Here is a 23,461-nt window from a genome sequence, read left to right as displayed (position 1 = left end):
GTCCAGAATCCCGCACGCGAGTGCGGGCGAATCGCCGGTTTGAGCAACTCATACCGACGATTTACCCGCACTCGCGGCCGTTTGGAGGCGGAGCGTGGGTGAGCTCGGAAGCGGTTACGCAGGCGGCGCGGCGGGCGGCTCCTGGGCATGCGGCGGCTCCGACGGATGCGGCGGGGTCGGGACCGCCACATCGGCCTGCGCGTGCCCGGTGAGCAGATTGCGGGCGCGATTGACGAGAGCGCCATCGACGATCACCTGATAGTTGCTGGCAATCACCTGCATGGTGGATGTGAAATCGCGGCGACGGCGATTGAGCGCGGCACTGACCACCCCGAACAGCATGCCGAACCCGGCGCCGATCATGACCGCAGCGAAGACGAACGGCAGGCCGGCGCCGTCGGGCGAGAAAATGAAGAACAGCAGTCCGAAGAACACGCCCAGCCATGCGCCAGAGGCCGCACCGGCGAGTGCAACGCGCCCCCAGGTGAGCTTCCCGGTGACCCGCTCGACACTCTTGAGGTCATTCCCGAGGATCGAAACCTGCTTCACCGGGAAGTCGGACTTCGCCAGCGTGTCCACGGCTTCCTGCGCCTCACCATAGGTGGCGTAGGTCGCGAGCACCTCCCCTTTGGGTAGAACGGGGAACAATGCGGCCCTGCGCCCGCCGAAGGGGCTCTGATTGCTCATGCGCCCATTCTTTCACAGGACCGATCTGCCCTGAAGGTGGCCTAGATTTGTACTGTGTCTGCCACCAGAGTCTTCGTTGCCCGTTTGGCCGGGTGTACCGTTTTCGACCCCGCGGGAGACCGCGTGGGAAAGGTGCGCGACGTGCTGGTGGTCTATCGAAAAAACGACCCGCCCCTCGTCGTCGGCCTGATCGTTGAGATCCCGGGCAAGCGACGCGTTTTCGTGTCCATCGGGCGCGTCACCAGCATCGGATCGGGCCAGATCATCACCACCGGCCTGATCAATGTTCGCCGCTTCGAGCAGCGCGGCGGCGAGGTGCGCGTCATCGCCGAGATGCTCGGCCGCACGGTCGTCTTCAACGACGCTTCCGGTGAGGCGACCATCGAGGACGTCTCGATCGAGGAGCTGCCGCAGGGCGGCTGGGCGATCAGCCAGCTCTTCGTGCGCCGTCCCAAGACCAGCCTGTCGCTCTTTGCGAAGGGCGCCACGACCTTCACCGACTGGGGAGGGGTGCGCGAGCAGACCACCGAGGGTCAGGCCCAGTCGGCCGAGCAGCTCATCGCCACCTACTCCGACCTCAAGCCCGCCGACCTGGCGAACACCCTGCTCGACCTGCCGCCGGAGCGCATGCACGAAGTTGCGGGCGAGCTCCCCGACGGCCGCCTCGCCGATGCCCTCGAGGAGATGCCGGAAAGCGAGCAGGTCAGCATCCTGACCCGGCTCGGCGACGCGCGCGCCGCCGACGTGCTCGACCACATGCAACCCGACGATGCCGCCGACCTGATCGCCCAGCTGCCGGAGGAACTCGGCGAACAGCTGCTGGACCTGATGGAGCCGGAGGAAGCGGACGACGTGCGCTTCCTGCTCACCTACGCCCCGGACACCGCCGGCGGCCTGATGACGACCGAGCCGATCATCGTCTCGGCCGACGCCACGGTCGCGGAGGGGCTCGCGCTCATCCGTCGCCACGACCTCGCGCCGGCGCTCGGCGCGGCCATCTGCGTCACCCTGCCGCCCTACGAGCCGCCCACCGGCCGCTTCCTCGGCATGGTGCATTTCCAACGGATGCTGCGCTACCCGCCCCACGAACGGCTCGGCACGCTGCTGGACCAGGGTCTCGATCCCGTCACCGCCGACACCTCGGCAGCGGAGGTCACCCGCATCCTCGCCAGCTACGACCTCGTCTCCGTTCCCGTGGTCGACGAGAACCACCGACTTGTCGGCGTGGTGACGGTTGACGACGTCCTCGACTTTCTGCTGCCCGACGACTGGCGCAGCCATGACGGAAACGACGACGTGCGCCGCCGGGCCGAGGCCCGCACCGAACTGACCACGGGAAGCATCCCGCTGCACCACGGACGGAGGACCGGCAATGGCCCGAGCTAACCGATCGGATGTCCGCCTCGACTCCCCCAAGGGCCTGCGCACCCCTGCCCTCGGCCGCAAGCGCCGGCGCAGCCGTGACCGCCCCAGCCGCGACCGCTTCGGCCGGTTCACCGAGGCCATCGCGCGCGGCATGGGCACGCCGTGGTTCCTGCTCGGTCTGACGTTCTTCGCCGTCAGCTGGATCGCCTGGAACACGCTCGCACCGGTACAGTGGCGCTTCGACTCCGTGTCGCTCGGCTTCATCGCGCTGACCCTGGTTCTGTCGATGCAGGCCTCCTACGCGGCCCCGATGATCCTGCTGGCGCAGAACCGCCAGGACGACCGCGACCGGGTGCAGTTCGAACAGGACCGGCAGCGTGCCGAACGTAACCTGGCCGACACCGAATACCTCGCTCGCGAGGTGGTGGCGCTGCGCCTCGGTATGAAGGACCTAGCCTCCCGCGACTTCCTCCGGTCCGAACTGCGTGCCCTGCTCGAGAACCTGGAAGAGCGCGAAGACCAGGACAAGCAGACCCGGAAACGCCTCCGCAAGGGCGAGCGGGACCGCGACCGTGAAGAACGTTCGCCCAGTGACTGACCCGCTCGTCACCTCAGCTCAGGTACTCATCGCCCTGGCCCGGGTGATCGACCCGGAGATCCGCAAGCCGATCACCGACCTCGACATGGTCGCCGGGGTGGAGATCGTCGACGGCCGCGCCCTGGTGGGCATCCGCCTCACCATCGCCGGCTGCCCGGCCGCCCGCCAGATCGAGCGCGATGTGCTCCGCGCCGCCGAGTCCGTCGCCGGCCAGGGCAACGTCTCCGTCTCCGTCGACGTGATGACCCGCGAGCAGCGCCGCGCGATGACGGAGAAGCTGCGCGGCGGTACGGAAGCCCGCAGTAACCAGTTCGGCCCCGACTCTCTCACCCGCGTCTACGCCATCACGAGCGGCAAGGGCGGGGTCGGCAAGTCCACGATCACCGCGAACCTGGCCGTGGCCCTGGCCGAGCGCGGACTGCGGGTCGGCATCGTCGACGCGGATGTCTACGGGTTCTCCATCCCCGGCCTCCTCGGCCTGGTCACCCCACCCGACCCCGAGACGGGCAAGTCCGCCGCGGTCAAGCCGACCCAGGTCGGCGAGATGATCCTGCCGCCGATCGCCTTCGACGTGAAGGTCATCTCGATCGGCATGTTCGTGGAGGACGGCTCCGTCGCGGTCGCCTGGCGCGGGCCGATGCTGCACCGCACGATCACCCAGTTCCTTACCGATGTGTATTTCGGTGACCTGGACATCCTGCTGCTGGACCTGCCGCCGGGCACGGGTGATGTGGCCATCTCGGTCGGGCAGCTGCTGCCTCAAGCCGAGGTCATCGTCGTCACCACCCCGCAGCCGGCCGCAGCCGACATCGCCGAACGCAGCGGCGTCGTGGCTCGGCAGACCGGTCAGACCATCTACGGCGTGATCGAGAACATGGCCGGGATCGTGCAGCCCGACGGCACGGTGCTCGAGCTGTTCGGCTCCGGGGGCGGGGCCGAGGTCGCCCGCCGGCTGGGCGCCGGGCAGGAGGCCCCGGTGCCGCTGCTCGCCCAGGTTCCGTTGAGCGTGCCGCTCCGCAGCGGCGGGGACTCAGGGGTGCCCGTGGTGCGCGGTGACCCGGCAGACCCGGCGGCCGTGGCCATCCGTCTGGTCGCCGACCGGCTCGCCACCCGGGCACGCGGCCTTTCCGGGATGAGCCTCGGCATCTCCCCAAAATAGCGCCGCCACCCCTGCGCCGAAGCCGCCGCCACCTAGACTTCGAGAATGCCTGCCTCTCCCCTCGACCCTGCCGTGATCACCAACCTGACCCGGTCCATCCGTTCCACGACGGGGGCGACGGTAACCGTGATCGCACCCTTCACCGGCGAGGTGCTGCACGAGCTGCCCGTCAGCGGGGTGACCGATGTGCAGGAGTCCTACGCGCAGGCCCGCCTGGCCCAGCTGGCCTGGGCGCGGGCCGGGTTCGCCCGGCGCCGCGCGATCCTGCTGCGCGCGCACGACCTGATCCTGGAACGTACCGGGTTGCTGCAGGACACCGTTCAGGCGGAGACCGGCAAGACCCGTGGCCAGGCCTTCGAGGAGGTCTTCCAGGCCGCCGGCGTCACCCGGTTCAACGCCCTCGCCGCCCGCGGCGTGCTGCGCGGCGGACGCCGCCGCTCCGCGATCCCGCTCGTCATCACGGCCGCCGTGAGCTACCGGCCGAAGGGCGTCGCGGGGGTGATCACCCCGTGGAACTACCCGCTCAGCCTCGCCGCGATGGACGTCGTGCCTGCCCTCGCCGCCGGCTGCGGCGTGGTGCAGAAGGCCGACGACCAGGGTGCGCTGAGCATCCTCTCACTGCGTCAGGCGTTCATCGACGCCGGCGTGCCCGAGCAACTCTGGGCCGTGGTCGCCGGCGACGGCGCCGAGATCGGTGGAATGGTCACCGAGGAGGCCGACTACGTCTGCTTCACCGGGTCGACCGCGACCGGCAAGCGGGTTGCGGCGCAGGCGGCCGGCAACCTGACCGGCGTCTCACTCGAGTTGGGCGGCAAGAACCCGCTGATCGTGCTCGACGACGTCGACCCGGCCCGTGCGGCCGCCGATGCCGCCCCGGCCTGCTTCACTGCGATGGGCCAGCTCTGCGTATCGATCGAGCGCATCTTCGTGCAGCGGGGGGTGGCCGACGCGTTCCTGCGCGAATTCGTGGCCGTCACCCGCTCGCTCAAGCTGGGCGCCGCCTACGACTACTCGACGGATGTCGGTTGCCTCACCTCACAGGCGCAGCTGGACCGGGTGAGCGCGCAGGTTGCCGATGCAGTCACCCTCGGTGCCACGATCGAAGTCGGGGGCCGGGCCCGACCTGACCTGGGACCGTTCTTCTACGAGCCCACCGTGCTGACCGGGGTCACCGCGGCGATGGAGTGCTTCGCCGGCGAGACCTTCGGACCCGTGGTCGCGGTCACGGTGTTCGATTCGGAGCAGGAGGCGATCCTCGCCGCCAACGACAGCGACTACGGGTTGAACGCGTCGGTGTTCTCCGGGTCGGTGCGACGGGCCCTGCGCGTGAGCGGCGCCCTCGAGGCCGGCAGCGTGAACATCAACGAGGGCTATCGCGGGTCGTTCTCCTCGGTGGCGGCCCCGATGGGAGGTCTGAAGCAGTCCGGCCTCGGCCGACGAAACGGTCCGGAGGGACTACTCCGGTTCGTAGACGCCATCACCATCGCCCGGGCGACGGGTCTCATTCCACTGCCGCGCACCGGCCGCGACTTCGAGCGGCTGGCCGCGCCGATGCTGCTGCTGGCGGCGGTGCTGAAGGGCATCCGCCGCCGCTGAGCCGGTCAGCTGAGCCGGCCAGCCGAGCCGGCAAGGTGAGCCGGCAAGGTGAGCCGGCTCACACGGTCAGCTTGGCTTCCGCCGCCTTCTGTTTGGCTTCCTGTTTGGCCGCCTTCTCCGGCGCCAGCTTCGCGGCCTCCGCCTTGGCCTCCGCCTTCGCCTTCTTCTTCGCCTGCTTCTTGATCTTGGCCTTGCCCTTCGGCTTCCCGGTTGGTTCGGCCGACAGATTTGCCGCAATGTCCGGCACGGGGCGGTTCAGCTCGCGCGGCGGGCGCTCGTACTCCGTTCCGGCGGGACGCACCGGGATGGTCACCAGGGGCGGCTCGCGATGCGTATAGGGAACGATCGACAGCAGGTGGCTGATCATGTTGAGCCGCGCGGCCCGCTTGTCCTCGCTCTCGACGACCCACCACGGCGCCTCGGGCAGATCGGTGTGCACGAACATCTCGTCTTTGGCGCGGGAGTAGTCGACCCATTTCGTGATCGAGAAGAGGTCGGTCCCGGACAACTTCCAGCGGCGCATGGGATCGTTCAGCCGCGACCGGAAGCGCCTCTCCTGCTCGTGGTCTGACACTGAGAACCAGTACTTGACGAGAAGGATGCCGTCTTCGACCAGCATCCGTTCGAAGAGGGGCGCCTGGTGCAGGAACCGCCGATATTCGTCGGGCGTGCAATAGCCCATCACGTGTTCGACGCCGGCCCTGTTGTACCAGGAGCGGTCCATCAGCACGATCTCTCCGGTGGAGGGCAGGTGCTCGATGTAGCGCTGGAAATACCACTGGCCCCGCTCGCGTTCGGTTGGCACTGGGAGGGCGACGATTCGGGCGACGCGAGGATTGAGGAACTCGGTGACCCGCTTGATCGCGGACCCCTTGCCGGCCGCATCCCGGCCCTCGAAGATCACGACGATGCGGGCCCCGGATTCCTTGACCCATTCCTGCATAGCGACCAGCTCAGTCTGCAGGCGCCGCAACTCGGCGGAATAGACGGGCAGTGGAACCCGCTTGGGCTTTACGCGGGCGTTCGACGGGTTCGGCACGGTCACACTCCTCTGATATGTGCGTTCAGCGTAGCGTGTGCACCTAGCCCGTTTTCCCCGGCCTGCCTATTCTGTTTCGAACACGTCGGAGCCCGAAGGGACAGTATGTCGAAGCAGCACCAAACGCTCATCTCCTCGGTCCAGCGCGCCCTCGGCCTCGTGGACCTCGTCTCCGCCTCGTCCCGCCCACTCCCGGTCAAGGCCGTGGCGCGCGCGGCCGGTCTCAGCCTCGGCACGACCTACAACCTCACCCGCACCCTGGTCTTTGAGGGCTATTTGGCGGCCGAGCCCGACGGTCTGGTGCTCGGGGCCCGGTTCCCGACCCTGCGCACCGGCACAGCCCCCGGCGAGTTCCTGGCTCGCGTGCGGCAGACCCTACGTGGGGTGGCCCGGGAGCACGGCGCTCCGGCGCACCTGTCGCGGTTCGAGTCCGGCGAAGTCCGTCTCGTCGACGTCGTCGACGCCACCGGCACCCCGCGGGTCGGCCTGCGCGACACCGTGTCCGGCAGGGCCCCGGCCGCGGCGATCGACCGCCAGATCCTGGCGCAGCTGAGCCGCGAGCAACGAGCGGACTTCCTGGCCCGGCATCCCCCTGACTCGTCGCCGCCATTCAGCGGCAGCCGGCGCGCGGTGCGGCTTGATCACCGCCTGGGTGCCCAGGTCTGGGGCGCTGAGAGTCCGGGCGAGCGACTGACGGCCTGCGTCGCCGTTCCCGTGCATGCACCCGGCGTGATCGCGGCGCTGGCCGTCTCCGTGCCGGGCGGCCGGCCCGATGGCGAACTCGACCTGCTCGTGCGTCGCCTGCGAGTCGTAGCCGTTCAGCTGTCGGTTCAGCTCGGCACCGTGCCGCTCACATTCCGCATCTGAATCCCACTGTCACTTCCGAGTGCACCCGCAGCCAGGCCAGATCCGTTGCCCCCGACGCGGTGCGGGCCGGTGGCTACGGCATGCCGGGCGTGCGGGCCGCCCCGGCAGCATGACCGAGAACGCGCTTCCGATGATGCTCCACGTCTACTCGGCTATTCGGCTACTCGGGTATGTGGCTACGTGGCTATGTGGCCTCGGAGTCGAACGGCGCCGGCTGAGCACCGGCAGCCTCCCTGGCGCGTTTTTGCTGCAGGTAGGCCCCATCAGGGTTCGGCGCTCGCGACACTGTGGCCGACTGCGCCTTCAGCTGGTCTTCGTCGGTGAGTGCTTCCCGGATGATGCGGCGCGGGTCATACTGACGCGGGTCGAGCTTCTTCCAGTCGACGTCGTCGAATTCCGGGCCCATCTCGTCTCGCATCCGGTCTTTGGCACCGTTGGCCAGGTTGCGGAGCTGCTTCACGAGGCGGGCGAGCTGGGCGGCGTAGTGCGGAAGCCTTTCGGGTCCGAGCAAGAAGACGGCGACAATGCCGATCAGCAGAATCTTCTCGAACGTCAAACCGAACATCCACCCAGAATAACCCCCGGCGAGGCCTCCACGGACCATGCCCGGGCCCCCTTAGGCTTGACCCATTCACCTACTGGAGTTGCACTGTGTCTGACAAAGATCTGAACTGGAAATTCTCCGACGACTCAGTCGTGGAGTCCGACGCTGTGGCGCGGGCCAGACAACAATCCCTCGAACTCGGAATCGACGCGATTTCACCCGCCGTCGGCGCGCAGTCGGCCGTGATCGCGGCTGCCACCGGAGCGCGCAGCATCCTCGAGGTCGGCACCGGCGCGGGCGTCTCCGGCATCTGGTTGCTCACCGGCGCCCCCAGCGCCACCCTCACCTCCATCGACACCGAGGTCGACCATCAGCAGCACGCCCGGGCCAACTTCGCCGAGGCCGGCATCCCCGCGAACCGGACACGCTTGATCACGGGCCGGGCCGCGGACGTGCTGCCCCGCATGAATGAGAACTCCTACGACATCGTCTTCGTCGACGCTGACCCGCAGTCCGTGATCGAGTACGTCGAGCATGCCCTGCGTCTAGCCCGCCCGGGCGGAACGGTCCTCGTGGCCCACGCTCTCTGGCGAGGCCGCGTGGCCAACCCGGCCCAGCGGGACGACGTGGCGACCGGGTTCCGCACCCTGCTCACCGTGATCGCTTCCTCAACCGCGGTCATCAGCGCCCTCTCCCCCGTGGGCGACGGTCTGCTGCAGATCACCAAGCTCCGCGCGTAGGCGGTCTCGCCGCCGGTAGTCGAGCTTGTTGGCACCTCGTGACCTGACGCCCGGAGGCGACGGCCGCGAACATCCAAGCCGGTCACAGGTGCCGAGGGCGGAGGAAGCGCCCTGCCAAGCCTCATTGCGCGCAGCACACAGGCCGGCAATCGCGCGAAATCCCCCGTCGCCGCGATGCAGAAAAAACGGCCGCACAGCGTGAGCTGCGCGGCCGTTCAGCGACTATACGGCCGGCTGGACTACGCCGGCGAGTGCATCGTGAAGCTCTTTGGCTTCAGCGTCGTTCACGGAGACGACAAGTCGGCCTCCACCTTCGAGCGGAACACGCACGATGATGAGGCGCCCCTCTTTTACAGCCTCCATTGGCCCGTCTCCGGTCCTTGGCTTCATGGCCGCCATGAACTCCCCTTCCATTCATTCGTCTGAACTTCCATTATCGACCATCCCGGCCCCAGACAGTAATTAGGGGGGTGTCCAATCCGCCCCGTCCACTCCCCAGCACAGCAGCAGCCAGCCCCACTGGCCGGCAATGCAGACTAAGACGACGCCCGTCCGGTACCAGGGATTGCGCGGCTGGGCGATGGCGCCGAGCAGCGGAAACATCGGCATCAGCAGACGGAACGTGCTCGACTGCGGGAAGAACACCGCCAGAAGATAGAGGCCGTAGCTGGCCAGCCAGAAGCGCAGATCGATGCCAAGCCGGCGCACCGCCGGGAGGAACAGGATCCCCCCGAAGGCCACGATCAGCACGACGACGACCACGATACCGAGCGGCATCCCGAGCCACCAGACCCCGCTCTGGAACCAGGCCGTGAACGGCACGAGCTCCTGGTAACCGATATACGGCGCCCGCCAGGCCAATTCGGTGTCGGTATACGCCGTGATCGATCCGGTCACCATCCAGACGATCACCGGCCAGGCCACGCCGGCCAGCGCGCTGAACCCGGCGACGGATGCCGCCAGCATCCGTTCGCCCAGTGGAAAGGGGTCCTTCGCCCGCGTGAGCCAGCGGTGCGCGACGTGCAGCCCGACGGCCAGAGCGAAGGCCAGCGCGCTCGGCCGGGTCAGCCCCATCACGGCTATGACCGGGAACAGCAGCACGTACCGCCGCTCGATCAGCAGGAGCAGCGCCAGCGTCAGCCAGAACAGATACATCGACTCGGCGTAGCCGAACTGCAGCACGGGTGACAGCGGGGCCACGCAGAGCAGCACCACGGAGAACAGTGCGGCCGACGGGTCCAGCACCCCGCGCATCAGCCGGTAGAACAGCAGCGCGGTGCCCAGGCTGAACGAGAGGGACACGAACACGGTCACGACGTCCCATGGCAGGCCACTGAGCGCCATCAGCAGTCGCACGGCCACGGGGTAGCCCGGCATGAACGCCCAGGCGCTCTCCGCGACCTGTCCCTCGGCCGTCAGCGGAAGCGCGGCCGGGTAGCCGCTGATCGCAACGATGTTGTACCAGCGGGCGTCCCACATGTTGGCGAACGCTGCGTAGCCCGGCGACGCCGCCGTCCACGCGTTGGCACCCTGCACGTTCGCAAGCAGCAGAACCAGCGTTGTCGTGACCACCCGGGATGCCGCCCAGATGACCGTGACCCTGGCCCACCACGGGGTGGCCCGGTGGCCGTCCCGCCAGCGTGACGGTCGAACGGCCACCGGGACGGAGGCCGGTGTGGCTCGGCGCACGAGCGGCTGGAGAGGCTTGACTACCGGTCGCTTGCGCTCAGCCACGCGCGGAGCCCGTCCTCACAGTCCGTGATCTGCGCCACAGCGACGCGTTCGTCGTCGGCGTGCGCCTTGAGCGGGTCGCCGGGGCCGTAGTTGACGGCGGGGATACCGAGCGCGGAGAAGCGCGCGACATCCGTCCAACCGTATTTGGGCTTCGCCTCACCACCGACCGCGGTCAGGAACTGCAGGGCCAGCGGGGCGTCCAAGCCCGGCCGGGCACCCTCGGCCCGGTCCACGACCGTGATCTCGTAGCCGTCGAACAGCTCCTCGAGGTGCTGGACAGCCTGCGCTGAGGTGCGGCTGGGCGCGAAGCGGTAATTGATGTGCACCATGCACTCGTCGGGGATGACGTTGCCAGCAATGCCGCCGCTGATCCCGACCGCGTTGAGACCCTCGCGGTAGACGAGTCCCTCGACCTCGACCTGGCGGGCCTCGTACCCCGCCAGGATGGCGAGGATGGGGGCGGCCCTGTGGATGGCGTTCTCGCCAACCCAGCTGCGGGCGGAGTGCGCGCGCAGCCCGAAAGCCCGCACCTCGATGCGCACATTGCCATTGCAGCCACCCTCGATCTGGCTGTTGGTCGGCTCGCCGAGGATGGCGAAGTCGCCCTCAAACAGATCGGGCCGGTTCCGGGCGAGGCGGCCGAGGCCGTTGAGGTCGTCGGCGACCTCCTCGTGGTCGTACCACATCCAGGTCACATCGACGCCGGGCGCGGTGAGCTCAGCGGCAAGCTTCAGCTGGACGGCCACGCCAGCCTTCATATCGACCGTGCCGCGGCCCCAGAGATACTCCACGCCATCGATGGTCTCGAAGCTGGTCGGCAGGTTGCCGTTGACGGGGACCGTGTCGAGGTGGCCGGCGATGATCACGCGCTGGGCCCGGCCGAGGTTGGTGCGCGCCACGACGGTGTCGCCGTCCCGGATGATCTCGAGGTGCCCGTACCCGGCGAGCGCCCGTTCCACGCTATCGGCGATGGTGGTCTCGTTCCCCGACACCGACTCGATGTCGCAGAGCGCGCGGGTCAGCTCGAGCGAGGTTGCGGAGAGGTCCAGGGTCACGGAGTTTTGGGGCACTCTACTAACCTAGAGCCATGAGCGAAGCCGCACCCCCGACATCCGTTTCCCCCTCGACAGCCTGGGGGTACGGCCTCGCCACCGTCGCCGGCGACGGCACCGTGCTGGACACCTGGTTCCCGGCACCGAAGCTCGGCCCGCTGCCGGCCGGCCGCGACCGCTGGATCGTGCCGTCCGAGCTCGAGGAGTTCGCTGGGGAGGACCCACGGCGCACCGTGCGTCTCGAGGCCGTCACCGTGGAGATCGACCTCACCACACCGCCCGCCGGCACCTCGGATGCCTACCTGCGCCTGCACCTGCTGTCGCACCTGCTGGCCCTCCCGAACACCCTCAACCTCGACGGAATCTTCGGCCACCTGCCCGCCGTGGTCTGGACCAACGCCGGCCCGATGCTGCCCGCCGACTTCACGCGCCTGCGGCCGGCCTTGCAACGACACGGCATCCACGCCACCGGGATCGACAAGTTCCCGCCTCTGCTTAACTACGTCACGCCCGACCGGGTGCGGATCGCGGATGCGTCCCGGGTGCGCCTGGGGGCCCACCTCTCCCCCGGTACGACGGTGATGCACGAGGGCTTCGTGAACTTCAACGCGGGCACGCTGGGCGTCTCGATGGTCGAGGGGCGGATCTCCCAGGGAGTGGTCGTGGGCGACGGCGCCGACATCGGCGGTGGCGCATCGATCATGGGCACGCTGTCCGGCGGCGGCACCGAACGCGTGTCGATCGGCGAGCGGGCTCTGCTCGGCGCCAACTCCGGGGTGGGCATCTCAATCGGCGCCGACAGTGTCGTGGAGGCCGGTCTCTACGTGACGGCCGGCACCAAGGTACTGCTGCCCGGTCAGCCGCGCACGGCCGACGGGAAGACGCAGTCGGTGAAGGCCGTCGAGCTCTCCGGGGTCGCCAACCTGCTGTTCCGCCGCAACTCGGTCTCGGGTGCGGTCGAGGTTCTGCAGCGCAGCGGCACCGGCATCGTCTTGAACGCCCAGCTGCACGCCTGAGGCAGGGAAGGCCTGACCGCCCGAATCTTTCCGCGCGGCCGCGCCGGCCCGGAGTACGCTGCCAGTCACAAAGGAGTGACGTGGGAACCGACGCACCGCGCAGCAAACGCCACCGCCGGGTCGGGCCGGCCCTGATCACTGTGGCCGTGATCCTGACCCTGATGCTGGCTGGCGTCGGTACCGGCATCTGGACCGTGACCCGCTCCTTCCCTCAATTCGCCGGTGAGGCCCGACTGCCTGGCCTCGGCGCCGACGTCACGGTGTACCGGGATGAGGCCGGCATTCCCCAGATTTTGGCCGACACCGCCGGCGACCTGTTCCGGGCCGAGGGGTACGTGCACGCCCAGGACCGCTTCTGGGAGATGGACTTCCGCCGGCATGTGACGAGCGGGCGGCTGGCCGAACTCTTCGGCGAGAGCCAGGTGGCGACCGACACCTTCATCCGCACGCTGGGCTGGCGGGCGGTCGCCGAGCAGGAAGTCGCACTGCTCGACCCGGTCACCGCCAGTTATTACCAGGCCTACGCGGACGGCGTGAACGCCTATCTGGCCACGCACTCCGGCCCTGACCTCTCACTCGAATACGCGGCCCTGGGGCTGCAGAATCCCGGCTACACCCCCGAGCCGTGGACCCCGGCCGACTCGGTGGCCTGGCTGAAGGCGATGGCTTGGGACCTGCGCTCGAACCTCGACGACGAGATCGACCGGGCGCTGCTGTCGGACAGTTACAGTCCTGCGGAAATCGCGCTGCTGCATCCGTCGTACCCTTTCGCGGCCCACCCGACCATCGTCGACGGGGCGCCGGACCCGGCCGGCGGGGCGGTACAGGCGGAGGCGGACACGGCGGTCTCGGCACCAGCCTCCCTCCTTCCCGCGCTGCCGGGAACTCCCGCCCAATCGGCCCTGGCATCCTCACTCACGGACCTGCGCGCCACACTCATAGGCGTGCCCGAGCTGCTCGGCCCGGCCGGAGGCGAAATCGGGTCCAACTCTTGGGTGGTGGCCGGCGAACACACCGACACCGGTGAGCCGCTCCTCGCGAACGACCCGCACCTCGGTGCCGTCATGCCGTCGGTCTGGTATCAGGTGGGGTTGCGCTGCCGCACCGTGAGCGCGGACTGCCCGTTCGATCTGGCCGGCTACGGCTTCTCCGGCCTGCCCGGCGTCATCATCGGCCATAACGCGAAGGTCGCGTGGGGATTAACCAACCTCGGGCCGGATGTCGCCGACCTCTACCTGGAGAAGGTCACCGGGGACACCTACGAGCACGACGGAGCGCAAAAGCCCCTGCTGCGGCGGAGCGAGACCATCTCGGTCGCCGGCGGGGACCCGGTTCGGATCGAGATCCGGGCTACCGAGCACGGTCCGATCGTCAGCGGGCTGGGCGGCACGGTGTTCCCGGCGATCGCGAACGACTTTCCGGCGGCGATCGACCTGCCGGCGGCGGATGCTGCGGCCGAGGGAGCGGGGACGAATGCCACGGCGGAACCGGGTGCCAGCGGGGCCGCCGCCGAGTCCCCCGCCTACGCGCTCTCGCTGCAGTGGACGGCCCTGACTCCCGGGCGCACGGCATCCGCTGTTTTCGCGCTCGGAGCGGCGACCGATTGGGCGAGCTTCCGTCAGGCGGCCGAGCTGTTCGACGTGCCGTCACAGAACCTCGTCTATGCCGATGTCGACGGCAATATCGGCTACCAGGCACCGGGGCTGATCCCGATCCGCCGGGCGGGCGACGGCACCGTGCCCGTGCCCGGCTGGACGAGCGACTACGGCTGGGACGGCTACATCCCGTTCGACGCGCTGCCGCAGACCTTCAACCCGCCCAGTGGCTTCATCGTGACGGCGAACAACTCCCCCGTCGGCCCGGACTACCCCTACCTGATCACCAAGGACTGGGATCTCGGCTACCGCGCCGCCGAGATCACCCGGCGGCTTCAGGCGCGCATCGACTCCGGCACCCCCGTCACGACAGCGGTGATGAGCGAGATCCAAGGTGACACCTACAGTCCTCTGGCGGCAGCGCTGGTGCCGGTGCTGCAGGGCATCGAGACGACCGGCCCGACCCGCGACGCGGTTGCCCTGTTCGACGGCTGGGACTACCACCTCGACGCCGACAGCGCCCCCGCCGCATACTTCAACATCGTCTGGCGCAACCTGCTCGCGGTCATGTTCGACCAGAAACTGCCGGAGGGCACCGCGTTCACCGGCGGTGACCGCTCCTTCGCCGTCGTGATCGCCCTTCTGGACGTCCCGGAGTCACCGTGGTGGAGCAGCGACCGGATCGGCTCCAGCGGCCGCGACAGCATGCTGAAACGGGTGCTCGCCCGGGCCGCCGCCGAGGGCGAGAAGTTGATGGGCGCGGATGTCGCCGGCTGGGAATGGGGTCGGATCCACACTCTCGAGGTGACGCACGCCAGCTTCGGGGAGTCGGGGATCGCACCGCTGGAGTGGCTGTTCAACCGGGGACCGTATGAGGTCGCAGGCGGCTCCAGCGTGATCGACGCCGTCGGCTGGGATGCCACCGCCGGCTACACCGTGGACTGGGTGCCGTCGATGCGGCAGGTGGTCAGCCTGGCGGACTGGGACGACTCCAGCTGGCTCAACCTGACCGGCAGCTCGGGACACGCGTTCCACCCGAACTACGACGATCAAACCCAGCTCTGGCAGGAGAACCGCACCCGCCCCTGGCTGTTCTCCCTGGCCGCTGTGAAGCAGGCCGCGACCCACACGCTGCTGCTCCGGCCCGAGTAGAGGGGGCAGGCCCCAAACCCGGCCCCCTCGTTGGTCTCATCCTCCGTCGCCCCAACGAGATCGACGGAGATTCTGCCCGCAGTTGCCCCAAACAGCCCGAAAACCGTCTCTTTCCGGAAAATCTCCGTCGAATTGGTTCGACAACCACGCCCGGGCGAGTGGCGCGTGGCGCGATCTAGCGGCGCGGGAAGTCGCGGGCCGGCGAACCGATGTAGAGCTGCTGGGGGCGACCGATCTTGGTCGTTGGGTCCTCGTTCATTTCGCGCCAGTGCGCTACCCAGCCGGGCAGGCGACCGATCGCGAAGAGCACGGTGAACATGCTGGTCGGGAAGCCCATCGCCTTGTAAATGACGCCCGTGTAGAAGTCCACGTTCGGGTAGAGCTTGCGCTCCTGAAAGTAGTCGTCGTTGAGCGCGATGTGCTCGAGTTCTTTGGCGATATCGAGCAGGTCGTCCTTGACACCCAGGGCGGCGAGCACCTCGTCGGCGCTCTCCTTGACAAGGGTCGCCCGGGGATCGTAGTTCTTGTACACCCGGTGGCCGAAGCCCATCAGGCGCACGCCCTGCTCCTTGTTCTTGACCCGCTCGACGAACTTCTCCACGCCTTCGCCGGATGCCTTGATCTCACCGAGCATCTTGAGCACGGCCTCGTTAGCGCCACCGTGTAGCGGACCGGACAGAGCGTTGATGCCCGCGGAGACCGATGCGAACAGATTCGCCTCGGTGGATCCGACCAGGCGAACGGTCGAGGTCGACGCATTCTGCTCGTGGTCTTCGTGCAGCATCAGCAGGCGTTCGAGTGCCTTGCTGACGACCGGGTCCACCTCGTAGGGTTCGGCGAGGGTACCGAAGATGAGGCGCAGGAAGTTGTCCACGTAGCCGAGCGAGTTATCGGGGTAGAGGAATGCTTGGCCGATGCTCTTCTTGTAGGCGTATGCCGCCATCACCGGAAGCTTGGAGAGCAGGTGCACCGTGGCGAGCTCGACCTGCTCCGGGTCGTTGGGGTCGAGAGAGTCCTGGTAGTACGCGGCCAGCGCCGAGGTGCCGGCGGAGAGCACCGCCATCGGGTGCGCGTTGTACGGCAGCACATCGAACAGGCGACGCAGGTCTTCGTGCAGCAGGGTGTGCCGACGGATGCGCGTGTCGAAGGCCCCGAGTTCGCTGGCGGTGGGCAGAGAGCCGTAGATCAGCAGCCAGGCGGTTTCGAGGAAGTTTGAGTTCTGGGCGATCTGCTCGATCGGATAGCCCCGGTAGCGAAGGATGCCCCTCTCGCCGTCGATGAACGTGATGGCCGACCGCGTGGCGGCGGTGTTCACAAACCCGGAGTCGAGGGTGATCAGGCCCGACTTGCGGGTCAGAGTCGAAATGTCAATGCCGGAGGCGCCGGCCGTGCCGCGCACGATCGGGAAGTCGGCGGATCCGCCCGGGAAGGACAGAGTCGCCTGCTTGGGTTCGATGGATGGCGTTAGCTCGGCGATGTCGCTCACGGCGGCTCCCTGGGTCTGACTGAGTGTCACTGAATATCACTACCTAACCGTCTGGTGGCTGACCGTCTGTGGCATTGGCCACAGCACACCGATGTGTCTGGAGACGTCAACGCGGGTACAGCCTAATAGGCTCAGCCGCCTACTGTTGCATCCGCCAAGAATGCCAACTTCTCCTTGGAGGGAATTGACAAAGCGAGATCTGGGGACCTACCCGGCGTACAACCGGGCCGCGGCAGCCGCGATGCGTTCATCCGTCGCGGTGAGCGAGAAGCGAACGTGTTGAGGGTAGCCGTGCCCGTAGAACGGCCCCGGTCCGGCGAGGATGCCCCGGTCGGCGAGCCTGCCGATCGATTCCCAGGCGGGGCGCCCCTCGGTGGCCCAGAGGTACAGACCGGCCTCGCTGCGAGTGATGCGGAACCCCGCCGCGACCAGCGCGGGCAGCAGAACCTCGCGGCGTGCTTGGTAGCGCCGGCGCTGAACGGCGACGTGCTCGTCGTCACTGAGCGCGGCCACCATGGCGGCCTGCAGCGGCGCGGGAAGCATCAGCCCGGCGTGTTTGCGCACGGTGACCACCCGGGCGAGCAGCTCCGAGCAACCCGCCGCGAACGCCCCGCGATAGCCGGCCATGTTCGACTGCTTGCTCAGGGAGTACAGCGCGAGCACATTGTGGCGGTCCTGCCCGATCACGCGCGGGTCCAGGATGCTGGGGGTCGGCTGGGTCTCCCAACCGTCAGTCCAGCCGAGTTCGGCGTAGCACTCGTCGGAGACAATCACCGCACCCAGTTCCCGCGCGCGGGCGACGGCGGCCCGCAGCTCGTCGACCGACAGCACGCGTCCGTCCGGGTTGCCCGGACTGTTCAGCCAGATCAGTTTCGTCGACGAGGGCCAGTCGGCCGGGTCGTCGGCGGCGAGCGCGTCGGCGCCGGCCATGGACGCGCCGATGCTGTACGTCGGGTAGGCGGCGAGCGGATGCACGATTGTGTCGCCCTTGCCGAACCCGAGCATGAACGGCAGCAGGGCCACCATCTCCTTGGAACCGATGGTCGGCAGCACGTTCTGTGGGGAGAGGCCGGTCACGCCGCGGCGGCGCTCATACCAGTCGATGATCGCTTGCTGCAGCTCCGGTGTGCCGGCGGTCTGCGGGTAGGCGTGAGCGTCAGTCGCGTGGGACAGGGCGTCGCGGATGACCTCGGGAGTCGGATCCACCGGAGAGCCGATCGATAGATCGACGATGCCGCCCTCATGCGCCCGGGCCCGGTTGGCGAAGGGGATCATCTGGTCCCACGGATAATCGGGGAGCGGTTTGAGCACGACGGATCAGACCTGCGGCGGCAGCACGGCGATGATCGGGTGGTCCTTGTGGATCACGCCGATCTTGGCTGCACCGCCGGGCGATCCGATGTCGTCGAAGAACTCGACATTCGCCTTGTAGTACTCGGCCCACTGCTCGGGAACGTCGTCTTCGTAGTAGATGGCCTCAACCGGGCAGACCGGCTCGCAGGCGCCGCAGTCCACGCACTCATCGGGGTGGATGTAGAGCGAGCGGTCACCCTCGTAGATGCAGTCGACCGGACATTCGTCAACGCAGGCGCGGTCCTTCACATCGACGCACGGCAATGCAATGACGTATGTCACGTTGGAGGGCTCCCTTCACGAGCGAATATCCAGTCTATGCCGTCCCCGGTCGGGCCGGGATTCGGGGCCAGGCCAACACGATCGTGGCGACCAGGGTGGGCCCGACCGTCCAGACCATTCCCGGCAGCCCCTCGGGCACCAGCACGGAGCCGCCGGCGCTGCGCAGCGACAGGATGAAGATGGTGCCGAGGAGTCCGATCGCACAGAAGACGACGATCATCCGGTCCCCGAGCACCAGCCGCAGGCCGGCCAGGAGTGCCGTCACGCCGGCGAGGGCCAGGATCAGCCCGATCGGGACCGTCACGGGACCAATCGGAAGAGTGGCCTGGTGGGCGATCGTGCCGAGGACGCCGAACCCGGCTCCCGTCAGGAACGCGACGCCTGCCGCCGGCGCACGGCCGGGGAACCCGCCCGGGGCCTCCGCGGCGGGAGCGTGCGCCGCTGGCAGGGTCTGATAGGTCTCAGTGCCGCCGATCGTGACGGACAGGTCGGTCGACTGCGGCGGTGGGTCGGCGTCGACGGGTTCGACCGTATGCCCGGTGACGCGCCAGCGGTGCCGGTACGCCGCGATCGCCAGCAGCTTCTGATCGACCTGGTCGCTCACATCGATGGCGACAATGCGCTGCCCGACGGCGTCGGTCACCCGCCGGCTGACGAACACGGGCACCCCCAGGCTGCCCGCGGCCCCGGCGGCAGCGGCGAACAGTGCCTCATCCTCGGCGCCGATCACGAGGGCGGTGGCCTGCATCTCGCCGAGGGCTTCGGCAACGGCTTCGGCCAGGCGCTGTCGGTGGTGGACGGAGGGCGAGGCTGCACTGGGTGCCGCGGGCAGCATCCGCCAATCGCTCACGTCGAGGGCCGCCATCGCCGAGCGAACGGCGTCGTCGGCGTGGTCGTCGTCCGCTACGGTGCCGAACAGCACGAGCACCTCGGAGCCGCAGGAGCGGAGGCGGGCAATGGTTCCTCCGGTCAGGAGGGATTCCTGGCCCGGGCGGTCGTGCACGAAGAGAATTCGTTCTGCACTGCCGGACATGACCATTGAAGAGCTCCACGGAGTCGGGACGGGCGGACACCCACGCATGAATGATAGCTGGACAGAGCCGCGGAGCCGAAGCTAGAGTGAGGCACTAAGGTTAGCCTAACCAAACTTATTCCCTGGACCAGGAAGCCCTGTGCTCGCAAACTACCTGATCGGCCTCAGAGAAGGCCTCGAAGCCGCTCTCATCGTGACCATCCTCGTGGCCTACGTCGTGAAGATCGGCCGCCGCGACGTGCTTCCGCGCATCTGGGCCGGCGTCGGCCTCGCCGTGGTGCTCGCGCTCGGGATCGGGGCTCTGCTCACTTTCGGTACCTACGGCTTGTCGTTCACGGCTCAGGAGGCCATCGGCGGCGTGCTGTCGATCGTGGCCACCGGATTGGTGACCTGGATGGTGTTCTGGATGTTGAGCACCGCCCGTGATCTGTCCGGCCACCTCCGGGGCAGCATCGACCGGTCCCTCGTCGGCTCGGGCCTCAGCATCGTCGTCGTGGCGTTCGTCGCTGTCGGCCGCGAGGGAATCGAAACCGCCCTCTTCATCTGGGCCGCGGTACAGGCCACCGGTGCAACCACTATGCCCCTGATCGGGGCCAGTCTCGGCATCGTCACCGCCGCGGGGCTCGGCTGGATGATCTACGTCGGCATGCTGCGCATCAATCTCTCCCGGTTCTTCCTCTGGACCGGCGGAATCCTTCTCTTGGTCGCGGCGGGCGTGCTCTCCTACGGCGTGCACGACCTGCAGGAGGCGGGGTTCCTGCCGGGATTGAACAGCCTCGCCTTCAACGTGAGCGCCGTCATCCCGCCGGACAGCTGGTACGGCACCCTGCTCAAGGGCACTCTCAACTTCTCCCCGGCCACCACCTGGCTCGAGCTGTTCGTCAGGGTTGCCTACCTGGCGCCGGCGCTGACCCTCTTCATCGCGACGAGCCGGCGGGGCCGCCCGACCGGTTCCGACGCTGTCGCGACCACAATCACGACCGAGCGCGAAACAGTCACCGCAGCGCTCCCCCATTGACCCAGCACCTCCTTCCCTGCCCGTTCATCCGATAGGACCCCCATGCGCGCCCGTCTCCTTCCTCTCACCGCCGTTTCCGCGTTCGGCCTGTTCGCCCTCACCGGCTGCGTGGCCAACGCCCCGGCCGATTCCGCGGGCGCCTCCCTGACGGTCGACAGCAGCACGGATGGCTGCACCGTCTCGGCAGGGGAAGCCCCGGCCGGCAACCTCAGCTTCAGCATCACCAATTCGGGCGACCAGGTCACCGAGTTCTATCTGCTCGCCGACGACGGACTGCGAATCGTGGGCGAGGCTGAGAACATCGGCCCGGGGCTCACCCGCGACCTTGTGGTGCAGCTGGCTGAGGGCCAATACGTCACCGCCTGCAAGCCCGGCATGACCGGAGACGGGATCGGCAAGGCCGGTTTCACGGTGACCGCCTCCGCCCAGGTCGTGGCGGTCGACGAGGACCTCGAGGCGCAGATCGAGACCGCCAACGTCAACTACGCCTCCTACGTGCGCGACCAGGTGGCCCAGCTGGTCACCGGAACCGACACGTTCGCGGCCGCCTACTCGGCCGGCGACTTCGACACCGCCCGCGGCGTCTACGCGTCGACCCGCTCGCACTGGGAGCGCGTGGAAACGGTCGCGGAGTCCTTCGGCGACCTCGACCCGCAGCTCGACCTGCGCGAGGCCGACCTCGAGGATGGCCAAGACTGGACCGGCTGGCACGCCATCGAGAAGGACCTCTGGCCGGCCGACGCCGAAGCCGGATTCGCCGCATACCCGACCGAGGAACGCCAACGCCTCGCCGGCCTCCTGGTGCAGGACACCGCCACCCTGAACGAGAAGGTACAGACCCTCTCGTTCACCCTGTCACAGCAGACCAACGGCGCCATCGGCCTTCTTGACGAGGTCGCCACCGGCAAGGTCACCGGCGAGGAGGAGTTCTGGTCGCACACCGACCTGTGGGATTTCCAAGCCAACATAGACGGCGCCGCGGTGCTCTACGCCGGTGTGCGGGACATCCTGGTCGACAAGGATGCCGACCTAGCCGACAGCCTCGACGCCGAGTTCGCCGCGCTGCAGACGCTGCTCGACGCGCAGCGCGTCGGCGACGGGTTCACCCTGTACACCGACCTGAGCGCCGCCGAGATCAAGGCGCTCGCCGACCAGGTCAACGCCCTCGGTGAGCCGCTCAACCAGCTGACCGCGAGCCTGGTGCTCTAGGTGTCCGCAGAGACGCCGCTGCCCCCGACTCCGGACAAGCACTCCGCCGCCGGGCTGTCGCGCCGCGGCCTGCTCGGCCTGGCCGGCGCGGGCGTGGCCGGACTGGGTCTCGGGGTGGGTGGCGACCGAGCCTATATCGCCGCCGCATCCGCCGCCGCGCCGTCTCCTGCCACGGCCGTCTACCCGTTTTACCAGGAGCACCAGGCCGGCATTGTCACCCCGGCCCAGGACCGCCTGCACTTCGCGGCGTTCGACGTCTCCGCGGGCACCACCCGGGCCGGGCTGATCGAGCTGCTCCGGGACTGGACCGTGGCCGCCGCGGCGATGGCGGCGGGGCGCGATATCGGCGACTTCGGCGCCGTCAGCGGGCCCTACGACGCGCCCCCGGAGGACACCGGCGAGGCGCTCGGCCTGCCGGCGTCCGGGCTGACGATCACCTTCGGCTTCGGCCCGAGCCTGTTCGAGAACGCCGACGGGGTCGACCGGTTCGGCATCAGGGCTCGGCGCCCGGAGGAGCTGACCGAGCTGCCGCACTTCCCCGGCGACATGCTCGAACCGGCCCGCAGCGGCGGGGACCTCTGCATCCAGGCCTGCGCCGATGACCCGCAGGTAGCCGTTCACGCCATCCGAAACCTCTCCCGGATCGCCTTCGGGCGCGCGGTCATCCGCTGGTCCCAGCTGGGTTTCGGGCGCACCTCGTCGACGAGCACCAGCCAGGCCACCCCGCGCAACCTCTTCGGCTTCAAGGACGGCACGTCCAACATCAAGGCGGAGGAGCCGGACGCCGCCGACGGGCATGTCTGGGTCCGGGACGGCCCGGCCTGGCTGGCCGGCGGCTCCTACCTGGTGGCCCGCCGCATCCGGATGACCATTGAGACCTGGGACCGCACCATCCTGCGCGAGCAGGAGGCCGTGTTCGGGCGCAACAAGGGCGAGGGTGCTCCCTTGTCCGGCGGTACGGAGTTCACCACGCCGGACTTCGCACTCACCGGTCGGGCCGACCTGCCCCTGATCGGCGCGGCCGCGCACGTGCGCCTGGCCCACCCCAGCCGGAATGAAGGCATCCGGATGCTGCGCCGCGGTTACAACTTCGTCGACGGCACCGACGCGCTCGGCCGCCTCGATGCCGGGTTGTTCTTCATCAGCTTCCAGAGCAATCCCGAGCACTACACCGCCGTGCAGCTGAACTTGGCTCGTCATGACGCATTGAACGAGTACATCCGCCACGTCGGTTCGGCACTGTTCGCCGTTCCCCCCGGCACCGCACACGGTTCCTATGTGGGATCCGCCCTCTTCGCCTGATCCTCCGCGCCCGCTGCAAACCTCCCCCGTGCCGATCTCGGCCCGCGAGAGCGCAGACGGGGGGGGCCGAGGGGCTGCTAGGCGACTGGGGAGACCGTGTAGAGCACTCCTTCGGGGGTGCCGGCGATGACCACGGACCAGGTCTCGTTCGTCAGAGCCGCAACGCCGGCGTCGCCGATGTTCGCGGTGTCGGCGCTGAATCCGGCGGCTTCCAGAACTGTCGTGGCGTCGGAGAGCGGGTCCGCCGCGTCAGTGGTGACGGTGACGACCCAGCCTCTGCCACCATCCGTGCTGTTCGCTGCCCCGAATCCAAGGTCACCCTCTATCACCGGGATGTCCGCCGGCCAGCCGTCGGGCAGCTGACCGCCGAGGCTGACATCACCACCGGAGGCCTCCGTCACCACACCGTTCACCGCGCCGCCGACGCCCTCGCCGGAACACCCGGAGAGCAGGGCCAGCGCCGCCACGGCCACGGCCAGCACACGTACACGGTTCGGATGCATCAGCTACCCATTCGTCGGTTCGATCACTCGCGCATAAAAAAGGCGAAACCGCAGTGGTGTCGCTATGGAAGACCATAGACGACAACCCCTGCGGTTTCGCTCCGAAGCCTGTGCTCCGGCAGTGGCGACGG

General features: G+C 68.4%; 22 protein-coding genes. 11 read left to right on the top strand and 11 right to left on the bottom strand.

Annotated features, from left to right (window positions below; all coding sequences use genetic code 11):
* Positions 1–114: 114 nt before the first annotated feature.
* The gene (locus E3O65_RS06750; RefSeq protein ID WP_134362963.1) at positions 115–687 is read right to left on the bottom strand and encodes a YflT domain-containing protein; all 573 of its coding nucleotides are present in this window, start codon (positions 685–687) and stop codon (positions 115–117) included.
* Positions 688–741: 54 nt separating this feature from the next.
* On the opposite strand from E3O65_RS06750, the gene E3O65_RS06745 reads away from it, so the two are divergent.
* The 4 genes from E3O65_RS06745 to E3O65_RS06730 are packed head-to-tail and all read left to right on the top strand — an operon-like array spanning position 742 to position 5,405.
* Positions 742–2,073, top strand: a complete 1,332-nt coding sequence (locus E3O65_RS06745) for a magnesium transporter MgtE N-terminal domain-containing protein (RefSeq protein WP_134362962.1) — start codon at positions 742–744, stop codon at positions 2,071–2,073.
* Positions 2,060–2,650 (top strand): DUF1003 domain-containing protein, encoded by a 591-nt coding sequence (locus E3O65_RS06740; protein ID WP_134362961.1) that lies wholly within the window; start codon positions 2,060–2,062, stop codon positions 2,648–2,650. Before E3O65_RS06745 ends, E3O65_RS06740 begins: the two co-directional genes overlap by 14 nt.
* Positions 2,643–3,809, top strand: coding sequence for an Mrp/NBP35 family ATP-binding protein (locus E3O65_RS06735; protein WP_241985850.1), 1,167 nt, complete (start codon positions 2,643–2,645; stop codon positions 3,807–3,809). Before E3O65_RS06740 ends, E3O65_RS06735 begins: the two co-directional genes overlap by 8 nt.
* 45 nt (positions 3,810–3,854) lie before the next feature.
* Positions 3,855–5,405, top strand: coding sequence for a succinic semialdehyde dehydrogenase (locus E3O65_RS06730; protein WP_134362960.1), 1,551 nt, complete (start codon positions 3,855–3,857; stop codon positions 5,403–5,405).
* A gap of 58 nt (positions 5,406–5,463) precedes the next feature.
* Here the strand turns inward: E3O65_RS06730 and ppk2 are convergent, their stop codons facing one another.
* Positions 5,464–6,450 carry a polyphosphate kinase 2 gene (gene ppk2, locus E3O65_RS06725; RefSeq protein WP_422386407.1) on the bottom strand — a complete coding sequence of 329 codons (987 nt, stop codon included), beginning with the start codon at positions 6,448–6,450 and terminating at the stop codon, positions 5,464–5,466.
* 99 nt (positions 6,451–6,549) lie between these two features.
* On the opposite strand from ppk2, the gene E3O65_RS06720 reads away from it, so the two are divergent.
* The gene (locus tag E3O65_RS06720; RefSeq protein ID WP_134362959.1) at positions 6,550–7,311 is read left to right on the top strand and encodes an IclR family transcriptional regulator; all 762 of its coding nucleotides are present in this window, start codon (positions 6,550–6,552) and stop codon (positions 7,309–7,311) included.
* 184 nt (positions 7,312–7,495) lie between these two features.
* Here the strand turns inward: E3O65_RS06720 and E3O65_RS06715 are convergent, their stop codons facing one another.
* Positions 7,496–7,876, bottom strand: a complete 381-nt coding sequence (locus E3O65_RS06715) for a sec-independent translocase (protein ID WP_134362958.1) — start codon at positions 7,874–7,876, stop codon at positions 7,496–7,498.
* Between the two features lie 86 nt (positions 7,877–7,962).
* Here E3O65_RS06715 and E3O65_RS06710 point away from each other — a divergent pair, with 86 nt between their 5' ends.
* On the top strand, positions 7,963–8,595 hold the full coding sequence (locus E3O65_RS06710; RefSeq protein ID WP_134362957.1) for an O-methyltransferase: 633 nt from the start codon (positions 7,963–7,965) through the stop codon (positions 8,593–8,595).
* A gap of 222 nt (positions 8,596–8,817) precedes the next feature.
* Here the strand turns inward: E3O65_RS06710 and E3O65_RS06705 are convergent, their stop codons facing one another.
* The 3 genes from E3O65_RS06705 to dapE form a co-directional block, all read right to left on the bottom strand.
* Positions 8,818–8,994, bottom strand: a complete 177-nt coding sequence (locus tag E3O65_RS06705; RefSeq protein ID WP_134363009.1) for a DUF3117 domain-containing protein — start codon at positions 8,992–8,994, stop codon at positions 8,818–8,820.
* 63 nt (positions 8,995–9,057) lie between these two features.
* Positions 9,058–10,329: a hypothetical protein gene (locus E3O65_RS06700; RefSeq protein ID WP_241985848.1), complete on the bottom strand. Its 1,272-nt coding sequence runs from the start codon at positions 10,327–10,329 to the stop codon at positions 9,058–9,060.
* Complete coding sequence (dapE, locus tag E3O65_RS06695) at positions 10,305–11,399, bottom strand: succinyl-diaminopimelate desuccinylase (protein ID WP_134362956.1); 1,095 nt, start codon at positions 11,397–11,399, stop codon at positions 10,305–10,307. The genes E3O65_RS06700 and dapE overlap by 25 nt, the downstream gene beginning before the upstream one ends.
* A 17-nt stretch (positions 11,400–11,416) precedes the next feature.
* Here dapE and dapD point away from each other — a divergent pair, with 17 nt between their 5' ends.
* Together dapD and E3O65_RS06685 are read left to right on the top strand one after the other, a co-directional pair.
* A complete protein-coding gene (dapD, locus tag E3O65_RS06690; RefSeq protein ID WP_134362955.1) occupies positions 11,417–12,397 on the top strand; it encodes a 2,3,4,5-tetrahydropyridine-2,6-dicarboxylate N-succinyltransferase in 981 nt (326 codons plus the stop codon).
* A gap of 80 nt (positions 12,398–12,477) precedes the next feature.
* Positions 12,478–15,144 (top strand): penicillin acylase family protein, encoded by a 2,667-nt coding sequence (locus tag E3O65_RS06685; protein ID WP_241985847.1) that lies wholly within the window; start codon positions 12,478–12,480, stop codon positions 15,142–15,144.
* A 175-nt stretch (positions 15,145–15,319) separates the two neighbouring features.
* On the opposite strand, the gene E3O65_RS06680 is transcribed toward E3O65_RS06685, so the two are convergent.
* The 4 genes from E3O65_RS06680 to E3O65_RS06665 all read right to left on the bottom strand — a co-directional run bounded on the left by E3O65_RS06680 (position 15,320) and on the right by E3O65_RS06665 (position 19,298).
* On the bottom strand, positions 15,320–16,600 hold the full coding sequence (locus tag E3O65_RS06680) for a citrate synthase (protein WP_422386409.1): 1,281 nt from the start codon (positions 16,598–16,600) through the stop codon (positions 15,320–15,322).
* 237 nt (positions 16,601–16,837) lie between these two features.
* The gene (gene dapC, locus E3O65_RS06675) at positions 16,838–17,941 is read right to left on the bottom strand and encodes a succinyldiaminopimelate transaminase (RefSeq protein WP_277870454.1); all 1,104 of its coding nucleotides are present in this window, start codon (positions 17,939–17,941) and stop codon (positions 16,838–16,840) included.
* A 6-nt stretch (positions 17,942–17,947) separates the two neighbouring features.
* The gene (gene fdxA, locus E3O65_RS06670; RefSeq protein WP_134362954.1) at positions 17,948–18,265 is read right to left on the bottom strand and encodes a ferredoxin; all 318 of its coding nucleotides are present in this window, start codon (positions 18,263–18,265) and stop codon (positions 17,948–17,950) included.
* A gap of 34 nt (positions 18,266–18,299) precedes the next feature.
* Positions 18,300–19,298, bottom strand: a complete 999-nt coding sequence (locus E3O65_RS06665) for a PIG-L deacetylase family protein (protein WP_134362953.1) — start codon at positions 19,296–19,298, stop codon at positions 18,300–18,302.
* A gap of 139 nt (positions 19,299–19,437) precedes the next feature.
* On the opposite strand from E3O65_RS06665, the gene efeU reads away from it, so the two are divergent.
* Genes efeU through efeB form a run of 3 tightly spaced genes read left to right on the top strand, consistent with a single transcriptional unit; the run spans position 19,438 to position 22,827 of the window.
* Positions 19,438–20,316, top strand: a complete 879-nt coding sequence (gene efeU, locus E3O65_RS06660) for an iron uptake transporter permease EfeU (protein ID WP_134362952.1) — start codon at positions 19,438–19,440, stop codon at positions 20,314–20,316.
* Positions 20,317–20,358: 42 nt separating this feature from the next.
* Positions 20,359–21,525: an iron uptake system protein EfeO gene (gene efeO / locus E3O65_RS06655; protein WP_134362951.1), complete on the top strand. Its 1,167-nt coding sequence runs from the start codon at positions 20,359–20,361 to the stop codon at positions 21,523–21,525.
* Entirely contained in the window at positions 21,526–22,827 is a 1,302-nt protein-coding gene (efeB, locus tag E3O65_RS06650) for an iron uptake transporter deferrochelatase/peroxidase subunit (protein ID WP_134362950.1), read from the top strand.
* A gap of 77 nt (positions 22,828–22,904) precedes the next feature.
* On the opposite strand, the gene E3O65_RS06645 is transcribed toward efeB, so the two are convergent.
* Complete coding sequence (locus E3O65_RS06645; protein ID WP_134362949.1) at positions 22,905–23,330, bottom strand: hypothetical protein; 426 nt, start codon at positions 23,328–23,330, stop codon at positions 22,905–22,907.
* Positions 23,331–23,461: the final 131 nt, after the last annotated feature.

It is taken from the genome of Cryobacterium breve (genome assembly GCF_004402375.1).
Classification (GTDB): Bacteria; Actinomycetota; Actinomycetes; order Actinomycetales; family Microbacteriaceae; genus Cryobacterium; species Cryobacterium breve.
Note: the sequence above shows the minus strand (reverse complement) of the source record. Positions and strands in the feature narration are given on the sequence as shown.